The organism is Salmonella sp. SA15303, from assembly GCF_029962125.1.
GTDB classification, from domain to species: Bacteria; Pseudomonadota; Gammaproteobacteria; order Enterobacterales; family Enterobacteriaceae; genus Salmonella; species Salmonella enterica.
The window spans coordinates 1102591-1120102 of record NZ_CP123924.1 but is presented as its reverse complement, the minus strand read 5'-3'; the positions used below and the strand labels follow the sequence as shown (position 1 = coordinate 1120102).

Sequence of the window (17512 nt, the reverse complement as noted above, 5' to 3'; positions counted from 1 at the left end):
ATGGAATACAAAGAATGAGACTGAGCCCGCCCGTCGCTCCTGTCGCTATACAGACCGCTACGCGCCTTCGCCGTCAACTCGCCGCCGGAAGCCAGGTTGACGCTTCTCACTTCTGGCGAGAAGCAAACTCGCTCGCACTGCCGCTGGTGACAGCCATTAACGGCGCAGACGATGAACGGGAAGTCACCTTCCTGTGGCGTGCCGCCTCTCCTCTGCGGGGGGTTTATGTTCGCCTGAACCGTGTCACCGATAAAGATAACGTGGCGAAAGGTATGATGACGCAACTGCCCACAACGGATATCTGGCATCTGACGCTTCGCTTACCGGCGTCCTACTGCGGTTCCTATACGATGGTCGAAATACCACCGGAAACCCCGGGCGAGACGGTGTTGCAGCTTGGAAGCCGTTTCGCCTCCCTTGTCGGGAAGGCGGATCCGCTGAACAGCGCGCCGGGAATAAATGTTCGGGGCAATGCGCAGGAATCCGTTCTGGCGCTGGATCATGCCCCGGCACAGGAGGAGTGGTCAGGCTGTCGCGCTTACGCCGGGCAGCTTTTCACCTCAGAGCATCGGCTCGCCGGACAACGTCGCCGTGTGCGGCTGTATCTTCCTGACGTTCCTGTCGTACAACCGCTGGGCTTGCTGGTACTCACGGATGGCGAGATCTGGTTCGACCATCTTGGGGTAAGCGCCGCCATTGACGCCGCCATCCGCAGCGGACGCATCGCGCCGGTGGCCGTACTCGGCATTGATAACATCAACGCGCGTGAACGCGTCGCAATACTCGGCGGTCGCCGCGAGCTGGTGCTCGACATTGCCGAACGCCTGCTGCCAACCCTTCGCGCCAAATACCCGGAACGGCGGTGGGCGGACCGTACACAAACGGTGCTGGCAGGGCAAAGCCTTGGCGGCGTGACCGCGCTGATGGCGGCCCGCCACGCGCCAGAGAGCTTCGGCCTGGTGCTGAGCCACTCCCCCTCAATGTGGTGGACGCCGGACAACCGCAACCGCCCGAACCATTTCAGCGCAGAAGAGCGCTCATGGGTCAGCGAACATGTGTTATCCGCGCCCTCGCCAGCCGTACGTACGCATCTGTGCGTGGGATCGCTGGAAGGTTCGACGGTCCCGCAGGTCAAACAGTTGCATGAAAAATTGCGCGCCGCCGGCGTCGAAAGCCATTACAGCGTGTACACCGGCGGTCACGATTATGCCTGGTGGCGCGGCGCGCTGATTGACGGATTACGTCTACTGCCCCGATAAAACTTCACCTGCCAAAAAGGAATAACATCCGATGTATGGTCGCCAGTACCACAACAAGCGCTATCGCATGGCGCTATTTTTAGTGAGTTTTTGTTTTAGCGCGCTGAGTTATGCGCAGCCGGATATGCAGCCATTAGGGCCGAATATCGCTGATAAAGGTTCGGGATATTACCATTTCAGGGTCAATGACTTTCAATCTGCCGATGGCGCAAGACATTACCGGGTATGGACCGCTATCCCCAATAAAGCCGCCCCGCCGTCGGGTTATCCTGTCTTATATATGCTGGACGGCAACGCAGTGATGGACAGACTGCCGGAGACGCTGCTCAAACAGCTGGCAGACCACTCGCCGCCGGTGATTGTAGCGATTGGCTATCAGACTAACCTGCCGTTTGATCTTAACGGCAGAGCTTATGACTATACGCCGGCGCCGGGAATCGATCGCGATGACAGTGAAAATAACCCGCGTTTTCATCGTAAAACCGGCGGCGGGCCAGCGTTCCGCCAGCTACTGGAGAGACATATCGCGCCGCAGGTGGAACAAGGAATAACCATCAACTCCGAACGGCGCGGGGTATGGGGACATTCTTATGGCGGCCTGTTCGTTTTAGACTCCTGGCTGTCGTCATCCTTCTTTCATATCTATTACAGCGCCAGCCCGTCACTCAGCAGGGATAACTTTGTCCTGTTGAATCGCCTTACGACAGTGAAGCCGTCGCTGTTCTGCCATAAAAAACTCATCATAATGGAAGGTTCAGCGTCGAATGGGGATAGCAGGCAACGCCAGATGGCCGAGCTCCTACAAAAAGTTCAGGAGACCGTGAGAACGCTTGAGAACAACGGCGTTAACGCGGCCCTGCAGCATTACCCGGGCCTGGGCCACGGGCCCATGTTTAACGCCTCTTTTCGCAGTGCATTGCTGGATATCAGTCGCGAACCGGCAAGCCAAAAACCACGCTGCCATTAACCCGCCGCCAGAATATGCCCGCCAGCGGCGGGCATAATCCATCAAAACGAGGCCGTCACACCGGCATAATAAGCCCGCCCCGGTTCGTTATAGGTATTTGCCCCTTCGGCGGAGCGATAGATCTGTTTATCGAAGATATTGCTGATACCGACATTAAGACGCAGGTTCTTATTGATATCGTAGTTAACGTTAGCGCCGACCAGTGAGTAAGCCCCCAGCGCTTTCCCGGACAATCCTTTGGTCTCTTCACTACGCGACTCCGCATGTGTTCGCGGTTTTTGCTTGCCGTATAACGTCCAGTTGACGTTAGCGGAGAGCGCGCTGGTGATAGTCCAGTCGAGGAAGGTATTCACCGTATATTTCGGGATTATCGATAAGGGATTGCCGGTATCTTTTTGCTCAGAAGCAATCATATAAGTCGCATTGGTATTCCAGTTCAGACGGTCCGGCATCAGCGGAACAGCCATGCTGGCTTCAATACCTTCAATCAGCGCTTTACCGCCGTTCTGCCACTGCAATACATAAGCGCCAGATGCGCTTCTGCCAATAATCTGATCACCTGCGACAATCTTATTCTGATAATCGTTACGGAAATACGTTACGCTTGCGTGATAATCGTCTACGGTAAATTCCAGCCCAATCTCTTTATTGATACTAATTTCAGGATCGAGGTTCTTATTACCAACCAGGTAACAGCCGCCCGACGTAATATCTTTTGGACAACCGTTGCCTTTCGAATAGAGTAAATACCCCTCACTGGTTTGATACAAGTTCGGAGCCTTAAAGGCACGGGCAATACCGGCTTTCACCTTGACGTATTCACCTAACTCCTGGGAAAGGTTAAGACTGGGACTAAAATTACTCCCGGATTCGCTCAAATAGTCAAAACGCAGACCCGGAATAATATTGGTACCGGCCATAGGTTCGATATTATCTTCAACGTACAGCGCACTGATTTCCGATTTATTTTTGCTGCTACGGTTAGCCGCCGAACCGGGAATCCCGGCGATATTGCTATCCTTAACCGTCAGACTGGTAGAGGAAGGATCGTTCAGCTCATCGCGGTTCCACTCCGCGCCGACGGTGAGCGTTTGCTCAAATAACCATATCACCGGGACATTCACCTCGCCGCTGGTGCGATACGAGGTCAGGCGGTTAGTGGTGAACGTCTGGTCGTTGGTAATACGCCCCTCGCCGCCGCCGGAGAGCCCCTCATTCATGCGGGTGTTATCGGTTTTTTCATAGTAGAACCCCAGGCGGCTTTGCCCCCAGTCCCAGATGCCGTTATGAGTTAGACCGTAATTCTGCCGGTACAGGCGATTGGTCTCCCGCCCGGACTGCGCCAGACTTTTGGTAACCGCGTTTGAAGTACTGTTTTGCGTATCGCCAGCATAAATATTCCCCTGCCGACTATATCCCGCTTCAAAATCAAGGATTTGCTGCGGGGTCATTTTCCATGAGAAGACGCTATTAATATCTTTATTGGTGACCCCCTCCCGTCCGGCGGCATTTTTGGTACCGGCGGAGGAGTTAATATCCCAGCTATCGGCATCGGTTCTGTTGAGATTACCGTACAGGCGCATCGTCAACGTATCACCAGCCAACGGACCGCTAAGGCTAAAGTTACCCCGCCGGGTGTCACCTTCTTTGCTGCTTTCCGGCTGGTTGGTATAGAGCGACAGCGAGCCGTGCCAGTCGTTAGTCGGACGTTTGGTGATGATATTCACCACCCCGCCAGCGGCACCGGAGCCATAGCGCGCGGCGGCGGGCCCACGGATCACTTCAATACGTTCTACCATCTCCGGCGGTACCCAGTTCGTATCGCCACGGGTGTCGCGTTCTCCGCGCCAGCTATAGCGAACCGAATTTCGCGACGTCACCGGCACGCCGTCAATCAGCACTAAGGTATTTTCCGGCCCCATACCACGAATATCAATTTGTCGGTTATTTCCGCGCGTCCCCGAGGCGCTATTGCCGGTAAGATTAACCCCAGGCATCTTACGAATAATATCGGCAAGATCGTTAACGGGAGGATTCTTTTGAATATCGTCACGAGTAATAATCGAAACGCCCGGCTGTTGCTTTAATACTTGCTCGGCGGTGGATTCAACCACCATCGTTTCGCCGTTGTCGTCAGTAGATTCTGCTGCTGATAATGGACTATTAACCCCTGTAGAAACCACGGTTATTAACCAGATGAACTTCTTAACTCTCATACCCATTCCCTAAATAATGTCTAAAGTAGCGCTGTTGCCCTCAAGCTCACATCCTTGCCAGGTTACGTCTATATAGTAATTATTATCATATGCTAATGATAATAATTATCATTCAATTAAGGAAAAGGCAATCTTTCGACCACAAAAATCTGGTAATAAAAAAACGGAAACGGGATTTTGCAATATGACTCTCTGTCCGGGCTCCGCTTTGCCAGTAAATCCGGGAAGGGGGGCAGAATGCGCCTACTGAACGGAGGTTTTACAAAACAGAAATAGATAAAATAAAACTATTTTTCAGATCGTTAATCACAAGAAACACCCAGGTAAGATGGTATAGCACGGTTCAGGGTTCACCGCCGCTTCCCTGCCGACGGCGAACCATTCTTACAGTTTGCCAGCGACTTTCCGTCTGGGTAATGGCGGGATCGGATACGATTGTAGCCATTCGATATTTGATGATGAAAGTGATGTTGGCACCAACATACAAAGCGCCTGGTAATATTTATCAGGCGCTTTGCAGACAGAAAACCATCAAACATCAGTTTCTCGTTCTCCAGGAACTACTGGAAAATATGGCAACCCACAGTTATTGGGTTTTACTGTCGGGTCTTGCCAGGGATTTTGTGTTACCCCCAGGTCTTTTAAAAGACCGCGTAACAGCACTAAATCCCTGGGTGTCATTTTTTGCTTTGGTTCACCCTCTTTAGGTGGACGAATATCCTCCTGACTAGTACATGTAACACAATAACCTTTTAACTCTATCCACTTAGGCTTAGGGGGGGCCTTAGGATCGGGAGGCGTCGAGCTGACAACGCACGAACAGGCACTTATACATCCAGGCATAGCGTTTTCCTTTTCAAACAATTCGCTTTAGTTGGAAGTTCTACTTGAGAAAATAGGAATGGTTATTCAGATATTTTTACCGTCGCATACTCCTGTAATAATAAAAGATACTGTAAATAATTTACTCTCAGCTACTATTCAGTAGCAGATTGTTATTCTTACATTGCTTTTATTTCAGATTTACGTCAAAAAGGGCTAAATATTTTCACTATAAAATTCGTTAAAGAGTGTTTGTGTGCTTGTAGACATTGTGGCGTCTTCAGTACGCAAATCGGTTAGTGTACAATCTTTAAAACAGGTATTGTTTAAATTAGCCTCAGCCAAATCAGCCCCGTCCAGGTTCGTAGAAATGAAACTCGCCTTTCGCAGGTTTGCCCGGGTTAAGACAGCGCCTTCCATAATTGCAGCCATTATAGTAGCACCCTGTAATGTCGCACCGCTCATATCAGCACGTATAAGGGTTGCGCCTGAAAGATTAGTGTGATCCATATTTGCACCGGAGCAATTACATTCTATCATGCTACAGCCTAACAGACTCGCGTGTTGTAAATTGGCGCCAGTAAGATTAGCGTGATCGAGGGTAGCGCCACACATAATGCTATCTTCCAGACAGGCGTTCTTGAAATTACTGTCGCCTAGTGATGTTCCCGATAGATTTGCGCCCTTAAAATTTGCACCTTCACAATCCGCCATAAACAGCACTGCCCCCTCTAAATTTGCGCCGCTTAAGTCTGCGTCACATAAATTTTCTGACGTCAGATTTGCTCCGGTAAGGACAGCGCCTTTAAGATTCATGCCTCCCTGGGCAGTTAATATTACAGAATCCTGAGGGAGAGAAAATTCGCATCTGAATAGTAAAGCTCGGCATATTTTTTCAAAAGAGGCAAGCGGAATTTCTCTTGTCTCAGAATGGTCGCCTTTACTGACTCGTACAATAACTTGTCCAGCTTCGTTATTCTCACCAGGAAGATTAAATTCGACACGACACCCATCCATATCATCCAGGATGATGTTTTCTGGCAACGGAGCACCTCTGTCAGGCATTGTACTTTTCAATGTCTCAGCCATAGTCTCTATCAATTCCTGATATTGTGTTTCATTTCTCCGACGTATCCCACCACAGGTAAAAAAGTTAATGATATATTCCAGAATGGTTTTGGGCGAGGTAGCTTGCCGCATAGCAGCAGAAGTCCCCGCGCCAAAAGCAGATTTAGCCATACCAGCCAGACTATCGAGTGAACGCTCCATATATTTTCTCCCAGAGACAGCAACACAGTGCATGATAAAATTTATCATATAGATTTGCATTTAGAGATAAGGTGAATACCCCCTTTACGTCTGGTTACATAATAACGTATCACGACGCGTTGCTGTCTGGCTTACACAATAGCAGCCAAATAAATATATTGGCTTATACTCGTCATACTTCAAGTTGCATGTGCTGCGGCCGCGTTCCCTCACCCCAGTCACTTACTTTAGTAAGCTCCTGGGGATTCGCTCGCTTGCCGCCTTCCTGCAACTCGAATTATTTAGAGTATATAACATCATTTAAAATAATAAACACGGCATTCGTTTTAATACTACGTTCTGGACTCATCCCACTCATTAGCAGAAAACCTATTAAAAAGCGTGTTCAGGCATTTTATTACCGCCATTGATAAACTGTTTAACAACATCGTCTGTACAGACCTTCTTCGTTGCCTTTACGTTTAACTCAATCAGGCTACCGTCTCGGTTATAAGTCTATCGAGTAGTAGAGCCGTAGTATGACGATGCAGCAAAGTGATATGGAAAGATATAATCCATTATTAATGTTAAAAGAAGTCATGGCGCAGACGCCTTATCGCCATAAACGCTGGGGAGAGCGTAAGTTTCGCTATAAATTTTTATTACGTTGCCTTATTAACCCCGTAACGACAATTAAATACTTCAATGAATTATGCCATCTGTCTCAGCCCAGAACGCTGATTATTCATCGTCCACTGTTGCCGGCAAAAATCCAGCGGCCCTATTTGTATACCGGGCTTAGCATACGTTGCCGGGCAAAAGCTATTCTGGAACACTACCAGTTCGTTCAGTCCTTTCCGGAAAGTAAAATTAAAAAGATCCTCCTGTCCGAGGAACAAATCTTACTCGCTCACCTGGAAGGAAAAAACGGTGCTCTGGTAGATATCTACTGCGGTCCCTGTGGCTATGACAGAGAAGGTGAACTGACATTAACGCTGTGCTTCAATGATACGCCGTTGGCACGTTTATCATTTTCCTTTATCCGCCATGAAGGGAAGCAAATAGCGCTGGTTGCCGGGTTACAAGGGCCCAGTAAACATATCGGCCCACAAGTCATACGTAACGCCACCAAAGATTGTTACGGTCTCTTTCCTAAACGGATGCTGTATGAAGCATTTGCGACATTGATGCAGGCCTGTAATGTCGACGAGATTTATGCGGTCAGTGAAAACAACCATGTTTATCGTCAACTCCGGTACTTATTCCAGAAGAAAAAAACTTTTGTGGCCAGCTATAGTGAATTCTGGGAGTCGCTAAACGGCGTTAAGAAAGGTGCCTTATATCATCTGCCATCACAGGTGATGCGTAAAGCGCCTGAAAGTATCCCCAGCAAAAAACGCGCAGAGTATCGGAAACGCTATCATATTCTGGATACAATAATACAAGAGGTCAACAGCCTCTCCCGGTAGAACTATTTCATACGCGGATGTGCAGATCCTGCTACCGTTCAGCGGATCTTTTGAAATCTGTATCGCTACTGGATGGTTAAATACAGAATGGCTTGCGAGTGAATAGCGCGGCATTAAACCGTCGCTTTCACTCATGTTATGATCAACATCTTAATCTTATTCCCTTCACCATAACGTCATCGATTAGCATGTTAACCATTAAATACAAGCTAAACATTTGTCACATTTTTATTTGGTTAAGCAAAAAAATAATACAAAATAGCATTTTCAGTAAGCTAAGTCAGGAGTTTTGGTGAAAATACAAGAAGTTAAGCGTATATTAACCCGCTGGCAACCGTCTTCCTTTTCCCTATACCGGGAGGTGTTTACGCAATACGGCGGTAGTATCAATATGCACCCAGATATTGTGGATTATTTCATGAAGCGCTATAACTGGCATTTTAAATTCTTCCACTATAAAGAAGATGATAAGATTAAAGGCGCCTACTTTATCTGTAATGATCAGAATATTGGTATCCTGACGCGCAGAACCTTCCCGCTATCTTCAGATGAGATACTTATTCCGATGGCGCCAGATTTACGCTGCTTCTTGCCCGATCGTACTAACCGACTTTCGGCGTTGCATCAGCCACAAATACGCAATGCCATATGGAAACTCGCCAGAAAGAAACAAAATTGTCTGGTCAAAGAAACGTTCTCTTCTAAGTTTGAAAAAACACGCCGTAATGAATATCAGCGGTTTCTTAAAAAAGGCGGAAGTGTAAAAAGCGTTGCTGATTGTTCTTCTGATGAACTGACTCATATTTTTATCGAGTTATTTCGGTCTCGTTTCGGCAATACTTCATCCTGCTATCCCGCTGATAACCTTGCCAACTTTTTTAGTCAACTGCATCACCTTCTGTTTGGGCATATTCTTTATATTGAAGGGATACCCTGTGCATTTGATATTGTACTGAAATCTGAAAGCCAGATGAACATCTACTTTGACGTATCTAATGGTGCAATTAAAAATGAGTGCAGGCCACTCAGTCCCGGCAGCATACTAATGTGGCTAAATATTAGCCGTGCCAGACATTACTGCCAGGAAAGACAAAAAAAATTGCTTTTTTCCATCGGCATACTAAAGCCTGAATGGGAATATAAGCGCATGTGGTCGACCCCCTATTTTACCGGAAAATCGATTTGCTAAAAAGAAAGCCTGGACGTAAATATGTTTTTTACGTCCAGATTTTTCATAAATCCTGATGAACTGATAAAAAACGAAAATTTAATCAGAATTTAAAAAATAAGTTAACCACCATATAATCATAATGACAATTACTCGAAATTCACTTACACTATACTCGGTTTTATGGAATTGATTAACACGGTATGTTACAGATAACGTGCTAAAAAGCGTGCAGCGGTTATACATTTTCATATGTGTGTGTCATTAACCTGGCGTCAGGAACAGATGATGATGACAACTACCCTTTTATCTCTTCTGGCCTGGCATACCGTCAGTAGATTAAAGGAGTAGCCTTGCTTTATGGCATTACAAAAATGCGGGTGGGGTCTATGCTCAATGTATACGTTATTTGTAACAACGCTCTTGTGCATAAACAATACGTTATTGCCAACAGCACTGAACGGGTACAGTGGTTCTTGCTGACAACAGGCTTAAAGATCGCCTTAACACGGGATACCTGATAACTGGATTATATTATGACACATGCAGACTGGCTGATTCTTGGGTATACAACTGTTATTATTATTTTTGGTATTGTATGTTATATCGGATTGCTTAAATTGATAACGAAAGGCAAGCATGAAAAATAACGCACTTACCGGGAAGAATATACTCTCAGGAGATAAAATGCTTCGGCAATGATATGACACCACTGCCGAAATGCTATTTTTAAAGAAATCAATCAGGTATTGAGGGTGATTTTATCATAGCCGCGCCAGCGATAATTCAACACCGAGAGCAGCCAGAATAGCACAAAAGCACCCACTACCCAGAAGCCCACATTCCCCATATGATCGTTAAGCGTGCTGACGGTCTGCCAAAATGTTCCGCTTAACTGTAACGCATCATCAATCAACCCCAGCGCCTCAAGCCCGCCAATCGCCAGCGCGACAATGACGGATGCGGCGGTAATGGTCATATTATAATAAAGCTTACGTAATGGATGCGAGAAAGCCCAACCGTAAGCGCCGACCATGACAAAGTTATCCAGGGAATCTACCAGCGCCATCCCGGCGGTAAACAGCACAGGAAAAATCATCATTGACCAGAGAGATAGCCCCTGGTTAGCTGCTGAAGCGGAAATGCCCAGCAACCCAACCTCGGTTGCGGTATCAAATCCCAGACCAAACAGAAAACCGACAAAATACATATGCCAACTGGAAGTGACCAAACGAAACGTACGCTGAAATATACGCGTCATCAGCCCGCCAGGTATCGCCTCGTCATGCGCCCTCACTGACTCGCCGCGGGTAACCGAGCGAAATTGCCGCCAGACGTTGAACAAAATAAACAGGTTAAGCAGGGCCATCGCCAGCAGAAAAAAAGCGGAAACAGCCGTACCAATCAACGAACCATATTGATGCAAAACATCAATACGATCGCGAAATGCCATCGACGTCACAACAATCGCCAGACATGCCAGAACGACAATGGTCGAATGACCCAATGAAAAAAACGCCCCCACGCCTAAAGGCGTTTTACCCTGCTGCATCAGTTTACGGGTGACGGTATCGATGGCTGCGATATGATCGGCATCAACCGCATGACGCAGCCCAAAGCTATACGCCAGTATGGCTGCGCTTAGCATGACGGCATGGTGATGAAAAACACAGAACGCCCAAATCCAGGCCAGGATGTTAACCCCGACAAGAAAGACGGTTAATGCTATTCCCCGTCGTTTAGTATGATTATTCATGCCCCTGCACCCACTATATTTTTAATTAACGCTACGGTTTGTAGGGGGAATGTATGATCATTTGATTAAAACGTCACACCTCAAGATGCGACTTTTTGTAAACGTGCTTTACCGCTGACACATTTGTCCGCATTACTGCGGAACAAGGCTTAAAAAGCGTATCCGAACGTATAACCCTCCCAACGCTTCGCTACGGGAAAAATGGGGATGAGTACGGTGCAGGCGTGCGATATCATTGACCAAAGCCAGACCAATGCCCGCCCCGGCCACATTTCCTACGTTATCGAGCCGGTGGAACGGCTGTAGCGCCAGATGGATGTGTTCATCATCGATGCCGGGACCGCTATCTTCGACAACCAGCGTCACGGCATCGCCATCCCGTTCAAGCCGCGCGGTGACGATGCCTTGCTCAGGCGTGTATTTCAGCGCATTATCCAGCAAGTTTCCGCATAGCTCGCTAAGCAGTACCTCATCCCCCTCGATCCACATCGCTTCCTGTTCGCCTTCGTAGCCCAGGTCGATATGTTTACTGCGCGCCTGCGCCAGACGGGTAAAACAGCCGCTCTGTACGATATCGTACAGATTCACCGGGGAAAAACGCCGCTCGCCCTGCTCTTTATGCTTTACCGCAGAAAGTTGCAACAATCTTTCCGTGAGCTGAATGGTGCTATCCAGCGTTACGCTCATCGCCTGCAGACTTTCGTACCAGTGATGAGGGTGCTGGCTGGCTAACGCCACCGCCGCCTGCGTTTTTAACACCGCCAGCGGCGTTTTTAACTGGTGAGAAGCATCGGCGCTAAAGCGTTCCTGCCGGGAGAGGATGCCGCGGAGCCTGTCAATGTAGCGATTAAACGCCACGATTAACAAGCGTGTTTCCGACCACGGCAGCAGTTCCGGCAGCGGCGTTAACAGACCCGGTTCGCGGCGTACCATTAATGACGAAAGTTGACGCATAGGGCGCAGGATCCGGCGTAATAACCAGCCAACCAGCACCAGGGTCAGCAACACCAGCAGACCCTGTGAGATCCAGGAAGAGAACAGCAGTTGGCCCGCCAGATAACGACGGGACTGCAGCGTCTCTGCGACATAAATCTCCGCCATGCCGATAATGCCGCCTTCGTTGACCGGCTGTAGCAAACGCGCCACGCGGATCGCCTCGCCGCGATACTCGGTATGATAGAACCACGCCAGCGCCGGATAAAGCCGGGTACGGGGCGTAGCGGGCGGCATGACGGGCAGATCGTCATAACCGGAAATGACCTTTCCGGAAGGGTCGACGACTTTGTAATAGAGTCGATCATTCATATTAAGCTCGAAGCTATCCAGCACCACCCAGGGCACGTTAACTTCCAGATGGTTATTGCGCACCACCAGCCGTTCCGATACCGTTCGCGCCGAGGAGAGCAACGTACGATCATAAGCCTGAGTGGCGGCCTGTAGCGCATTGACATAACTGTTAAACGCCGACAGCCCCCATAGCAGAATCAGCGGCAACCCCAGGAACAGTAAGAGTTGCAGGTACAACGATTGCGGCTTAACCCACTTCATCGCCGCGCTCCAGCACATAACCCAGGCCGCGCAGCGTCGTAATTCGTACATCGCTTCCCTGAAGTTTTTTACGCAGTCGATGAATATAAAGTTCAATGCTTTCAGGGCTTACCTCATCGTTCAGGCTGAACACCTGTTCAAAAAGCTGCTGACGCGAAACTGGTCGCGTTCGTCGGTACATCAATACGGTTAAGAGCGCCTGCTCACGCGGCGTCAGCGCTAACGGCTGCCCCTGTAACAGAAAATACCCTTCATCATGAAAGATCAATTCCCCCAGTTGCTGAACTTCATGAACCTGCCCAGCGCTGCGTCGGAGCAAGGCCCGTAAACGGGCATCCAGCTCTTCCAGTTCAAAGGGTTTCGGCAGATAGTCATCCGCGCCGACGTTGAGACCTTTTACGCGATCCGCCACCGCGCTTCGCGCCGTGAGCAGCAAAACGGGCAAGGTCTGACCGCGTTTACGCAGCCGTTGCACCACCTCCAGTCCATCCATTCCCGGCATATTGATATCCAGCACCGCCAGCGCGTACATTTCACTGTGCAGAAGATGGTCAGCCGCCAGGCCGTCAAATACGCAGTCCACGGCAAAGCCGTTTTGCACCAGCGCTTTCTCCAGCCAGTGAGCCAGCTCACGGTTATCTTCTGCCAATAAGAGACGCATATCACATCCTGTAAAGTTTCTGCCGCATTGAAAGGGAATTGAAAGGTTATTGTTTTAACAATCACGCAACCGAACTGCTACATGTCGGCTCACATAATCACAAAAATCTTCTTCCGAACCTGAAAAATCCGGACGTCCGGCGTGAGGATAAAAAATGAAAAAACAATTACTTCGTACCCTTACTGCAAGCATTTTATTAATGAGTACCTCTGTTCTGGCGCAGGAGGCGCCGTCGCGAACGGAATGTATCGCGCCAGCCAAACCTGGCGGCGGTTTCGACCTCACCTGTAAGCTGATTCAGGTGAGTTTGCTGGAGACTGGCGCTATCGAGAAACCCATGCGGGTAACGTATATGCCCGGCGGCGTCGGCGCTGTGGCCTATAACGCGATAGTCGCCCAACGCCCTGGCGAACCCGGGACTGTGGTCGCCTTTTCCGGCGGTTCGCTGCTCAACCTGTCGCAGGGGAAATTTGGTCGCTACGGCGTGGATGATGTGCGCTGGCTGGCAAGCGTGGGCACTGATTACGGCATGATCGCCGTGCGTGCGGATTCTCCGTGGAAAACGCTGAAAGATCTGATGACGGCGATGGAAAAAGATCCCAACAGCGTGGTCATTGGCGCTGGCGCCTCTATTGGCAGCCAGGACTGGATGAAGTCGGCATTGCTGGCGCAAAAGGCGAACGTCGACCCGCACAAGATGCGCTACGTTGCCTTTGAGGGCGGCGGCGAGCCGGTGACGGCATTAATGGGCAACCATGTTCAGGTTGTCTCCGGCGATCTCAGTGAAATGGTGCCTTATCTGGGCGGCGACAAAATCCGCGTGCTTGCCGTCTTTTCAGAAAATCGTCTGCCGGGCCAGCTTGCCAATATCCCTACCGCTAAAGAACAGGGCTACGACCTGGTGTGGCCGATTATTCGCGGCTTCTACGTCGGGCCCAAAGTCAGCGATGCCGATTACCAGTGGTGGGTGGATACCTTCAAGAAGCTCCAGCAAACCGACGAGTTTAAAAAGCAGCGCGATCTGCGCGGCCTGTTTGAGTTCGACATGACCGGCCAGCAGCTCGATGACTACGTGAAAAAACAGGTTACTGATTACCGTGAACAGGCGAAAGCCTTCGGACTCGCGAAATAATCGCGGAGGCAATGATGAGCGATCGTATCTTTGCGGGTATCTGGCTGTTGCTCTGTATCGCCGGGCTATTCATCGCCTGGCAGATCCAAAGCGAATACAGCTATGAACCCGTCGGCCCCCGCCCTTTTCCGCTGGGGATTATCGGCCTGATGGCGCTCTGCGCGCTGGCGCTGTTATTGCGCCATCCCGACACGGTGAGCTGGCCGCGCCGCCATGTTCTGCAAAAGCTAATTACCATGATCATCATCCTGTTGATGTATGCCTGGGGATTCGAATGGCTGGGTTTTCCCATCGCCACCGCGCTTCTCACCATGGTTATCGGGATGCTGTTCGGCGCCACGATTCCGGCGGCGGGTATCTCCGGCGCGGTATTGGGCATTCTGCTGTGGTATGCCTTTGACCGGCTGCTTGATGTCACCTTACCTCTCGGCGCCTGGCTGAGTTAACGGAGCAACGATGGATACCTGGATATATCTTTCTCAGGGCTTTGCGGTGGCGATGACGCCGGAAAACCTGGTTATCGCGTTGATTGGCTGCTTCGTGGGCACGATCGTCGGTCTGCTGCCGGGTCTGGGACCGATCAACGGCGTGGCAATCTTACTGCCGCTGGCCTTTGCGTTGCATCTGCCTGCGGAGTCGGCGCTAATTCTGCTGGCGACGGTGTACATTGGCTGTGAGTATGGCGGCAGGATCTCCTCCATATTGCTCAACGTCCCCGGCGATGCGGCGGCGATCATGACGGCGCTGGACGGTTACCCGATGGCGCAGCAAGGGAAAGGCGGCGTAGCGCTGTCGATTTCCGCAGTCAGCTCATTTTTCGGTTCATTAATCGCTATCGGCGGCATCATTCTGTTCGCCCCTTTACTGGCGCAATGGTCGCTGGCCTTTGGGCCGGCGGAATATTTCGCCTTAATGGTTTTTGCCATCGCCTGTCTTGGCAGCATGATGGCGCAAAACCCGCTTAAATCATTTCTGGCAGCGCTGATCGGTCTTGGCCTTGCGACCGTCGGCGTGGACGCCAACACCGGGGTTTATCGCTTTACCTTTGACAGCGTTCATCTTTCCGACGGCGTACAGTTTATCGTCGTGGTGATCGGCCTGTTCTCGGTATCAGAAATACTTTTAATGCTGGAACATACCAGCAGCGGGCAAACAATGGTCCGCAAAACGGGTCGAATGTTGTTCAACCTGAAAGAAGGCGCGCAGTGTATCGGCACCACCCTGCGTTCTTCGGTAATCGGCTTTTTTGTCGGCGTATTGCCCGGCGCCGGGGCGACCATTGCCAGCGCCATTACCTATATGACCGAGAAAAAACTCAGCGGCAACAGCGATAGCTTCGGCAAAGGGGATATTCGCGGCGTCGCGGCGCCGGAGGCGGCAAACAACGCCTCTGCCTGCGGCTCCTTCATCCCGATGCTGACGCTGGGCGTTCCCGGTTCCGGCACTACGGCAGTGATGATGGGGGCGCTGACGCTGTACAACATCACGCCAGGCCCGGCGATGTTCACCGAACAGCCGGATATCGTCTGGGGACTCATCGCTGCGCTGCTGATTGCGAACGTGATGCTGCTGATCATGAATATCCCGTTGATCGGTCTGTTCACCCGTATGCTCACCATTCCGCTGTGGTTCCTGGTACCCGCCATCGCTGCCGTATCGGCGGTAGGGGTGTATGCGGTACACAGCACCACCTTCGATCTGGTGCTGATGGTCGCGCTCGGCGTGTTAGGGTACATTTTACGTAAAATGCACTTCCCCATGTCACCGCTGATCCTGGGGTTCGTACTGGGGGAAATGCTGGAGCAGAACCTGCGTCGCGCACTCTCCATCAGTAACGGCAATATGGCGATTTTGTGGCAAAGCGGCGTTGCCAAAGCCCTGCTGATCATGGCGATCATGGTCATTGTCGTACCGCCAGTGTTACGTCTGCTCCGTAAACACAGCCGTAAACCGCAGGTTGACGCCGGTTAATTGACTGCTGAAATACGTTGTACTTGTCCGGCCTACGCGCTCATGTGTCAGGCCGGGCAACCCCGCCAGCATCACTTTCCCCATAACGCTCTCATTTTACACCCCTTCTTGCCGTTGTCAGGCTCGTGGCGCCGTTAACCTCACCCTTTGCATTGTTAAATATTTGTTGTTTTTGATCACAATAATTAAACAAAAGCGGTTATTTCATACGCGTTCCTGGAAAATGTCGATATTTTTAATTTATGGCTACGAAATGAGCATCGCCATGTCTCCCTGACCATCTACCGAGAGGAATGATTCTGATGAATGCACTGACTGCCGTAAAAGCGAACACAGATGATTTAGCCCAACGCCATACTGGTTTCACCCTTGCCCCTTCGGCGCAGTCGCCGCGCCTGCTGGCGTTAACGTTTACGGCGGATACCACAAAACAATTTCTTCATCAGGTTGCGCAGTGGCCGGTGCAGGCGCTGGAATACAAATCTTTCTTACGTTTTAAAATCGGCAAGATCCTCGACGATCTGTGCGGCAATCAGCTACAACCGCTGTTGATCAAAACGCTCCTCAACCGTGCACAAGGCGCGCTGTTGATCAGCGCCGAAGGGATCGATGATGTCGCACAGGCAGAAGAGATGGTCAAACTGGCGACGGCGGTGGCGCATCTTATTGGTCGCTCCAACTACGATGCGATGAGCGGCCAGTACTACGCGCGTTTCGTGGTCAAAAACGTCGACAACTCCGACAGTTATCTGCGCCAGCCCCACCGCGTAATGGAACTGCACAATGACGGTACCTATGTTGAGGAGGTGACCGACTACGTGCTGATGATGAAAATCGACGAACAGAATATGGAAGGCGGTAATTCGCTGTTGCTGCACCTTGATGACTGGGAACATCTGGAGTCGTTTTTTACCCATCCGCTGGCGCGTCGCGTCATGCGCTGGGCGGCGCCGCCAAGCAAAAATGTTAGCCATGACGTCTGGCACCCGGTGTTTGATGTCGACCAACAAGGCCGCCCGGTCATGCGTTATATCGACCAGTTCGTCCAGCCAAAAGACTTTGAAGAAGGCGTCTGGCTCAGCGAGCTTTCAGACGCGCTGGAAACCAGTCAAAACATCCTCTCCGTACCGGTACCGGTCGGCAAATTCCTGTTGATTAACAATCTGTTCTGGCTACATGGACGCGATCGTTTTACGCCGCATCCTGACTTGCGTCGCGAACTGATGCGCCAGCGCGGTTACTTCGCCTACGCCGCCAGCCATTATCAAACTCACCAATAAGCGCCACGGCGAAGG

General features: G+C 50.5%; 14 protein-coding genes. 8 read left to right on the top strand and 6 right to left on the bottom strand.

The genetic code is table 11. The features are described 5' to 3' along the window. Window positions 1-14 precede the first annotated feature (14 nt). On the top strand, window positions 15-1259 hold the full coding sequence (locus QEN31_RS05430; RefSeq protein WP_001239941.1) for an esterase family protein: 1245 nt from the start codon (window positions 15-17) through the stop codon (window positions 1257-1259). 31 nt (window positions 1260-1290) lie between these two features. After that, window positions 1291-2226, top strand: coding sequence for an alpha/beta hydrolase (locus tag QEN31_RS05425; RefSeq protein WP_000274378.1), 936 nt, complete (start codon window positions 1291-1293; stop codon window positions 2224-2226). A 41-nt stretch (window positions 2227-2267) separates the two neighbouring features. Here the strand turns inward: QEN31_RS05425 and QEN31_RS05420 are convergent, their stop codons facing one another. The 3 genes from QEN31_RS05420 to pipB2 form a co-directional block, all read right to left on the bottom strand. Next, complete coding sequence (locus tag QEN31_RS05420; RefSeq protein WP_001521281.1) at window positions 2268-4442, bottom strand: TonB-dependent siderophore receptor; 2175 nt, start codon at window positions 4440-4442, stop codon at window positions 2268-2270. A 531-nt stretch (window positions 4443-4973) separates the two neighbouring features. Then, entirely contained in the window at window positions 4974-5306 is a 333-nt protein-coding gene (locus QEN31_RS05415; protein ID WP_014343883.1) for a hypothetical protein, read from the bottom strand. Window positions 5307-5480: 174 nt separating this feature from the next. After that, a complete protein-coding gene (gene pipB2, locus QEN31_RS05410) occupies window positions 5481-6533 on the bottom strand; it encodes an SPI-2 type III secretion system effector PipB2 (protein WP_001738474.1) in 1053 nt (350 codons plus the stop codon). 518 nt (window positions 6534-7051) lie between these two features. Between pipB2 and QEN31_RS05405 the strand changes: the two genes are divergently transcribed. Together QEN31_RS05405 and QEN31_RS05400 are read left to right on the top strand one after the other, a co-directional pair. Beyond that, entirely contained in the window at window positions 7052-7981 is a 930-nt protein-coding gene (locus tag QEN31_RS05405; RefSeq protein ID WP_000178733.1) for a VirK family antimicrobial peptide resistance protein, read from the top strand. 292 nt (window positions 7982-8273) lie between these two features. After that, a complete protein-coding gene (locus QEN31_RS05400) occupies window positions 8274-9170 on the top strand; it encodes an antimicrobial resistance protein Mig-14 (protein ID WP_000701506.1) in 897 nt (298 codons plus the stop codon). Window positions 9171-9891: 721 nt separating this feature from the next. On the opposite strand, the gene QEN31_RS05395 is transcribed toward QEN31_RS05400, so the two are convergent. The 3 genes from QEN31_RS05395 to tctD all read right to left on the bottom strand — a co-directional run bounded on the left by QEN31_RS05395 (window position 9892) and on the right by tctD (window position 13114). Then, a complete protein-coding gene (locus QEN31_RS05395) occupies window positions 9892-10905 on the bottom strand; it encodes a HoxN/HupN/NixA family nickel/cobalt transporter (RefSeq protein ID WP_001059352.1) in 1014 nt (337 codons plus the stop codon). A 132-nt stretch (window positions 10906-11037) separates the two neighbouring features. Beyond that, complete coding sequence (locus QEN31_RS05390) at window positions 11038-12453, bottom strand: sensor histidine kinase (RefSeq protein ID WP_000872348.1); 1416 nt, start codon at window positions 12451-12453, stop codon at window positions 11038-11040. Then, on the bottom strand, window positions 12440-13114 hold the full coding sequence (gene tctD / locus QEN31_RS05385; protein WP_001237934.1) for a transcriptional regulator TctD: 675 nt from the start codon (window positions 13112-13114) through the stop codon (window positions 12440-12442). The genes QEN31_RS05390 and tctD overlap by 14 nt, the downstream gene beginning before the upstream one ends. 154 nt (window positions 13115-13268) lie before the next feature. Between tctD and QEN31_RS05380 the strand changes: the two genes are divergently transcribed. The 4 genes from QEN31_RS05380 (at window position 13269) to glaH (ending at window position 17497) form a co-directional block, all read left to right on the top strand. Next, entirely contained in the window at window positions 13269-14246 is a 978-nt protein-coding gene (locus tag QEN31_RS05380) for a Bug family tripartite tricarboxylate transporter substrate binding protein (protein WP_000744413.1), read from the top strand. An 11-nt stretch (window positions 14247-14257) separates the two neighbouring features. After that, window positions 14258-14692 (top strand): tripartite tricarboxylate transporter TctB family protein, encoded by a 435-nt coding sequence (locus QEN31_RS05375; RefSeq protein ID WP_001574835.1) that lies wholly within the window; start codon window positions 14258-14260, stop codon window positions 14690-14692. A 10-nt stretch (window positions 14693-14702) separates the two neighbouring features. Next, window positions 14703-16217 carry a tripartite tricarboxylate transporter permease gene (locus QEN31_RS05370; RefSeq protein WP_000382035.1) on the top strand — a complete coding sequence of 505 codons (1515 nt, stop codon included), beginning with the start codon at window positions 14703-14705 and terminating at the stop codon, window positions 16215-16217. A gap of 302 nt (window positions 16218-16519) precedes the next feature. After that, window positions 16520-17497: a glutarate dioxygenase GlaH gene (gene glaH, locus QEN31_RS05365; protein WP_000993096.1), complete on the top strand. Its 978-nt coding sequence runs from the start codon at window positions 16520-16522 to the stop codon at window positions 17495-17497. Window positions 17498-17512 lie beyond the last annotated feature (15 nt).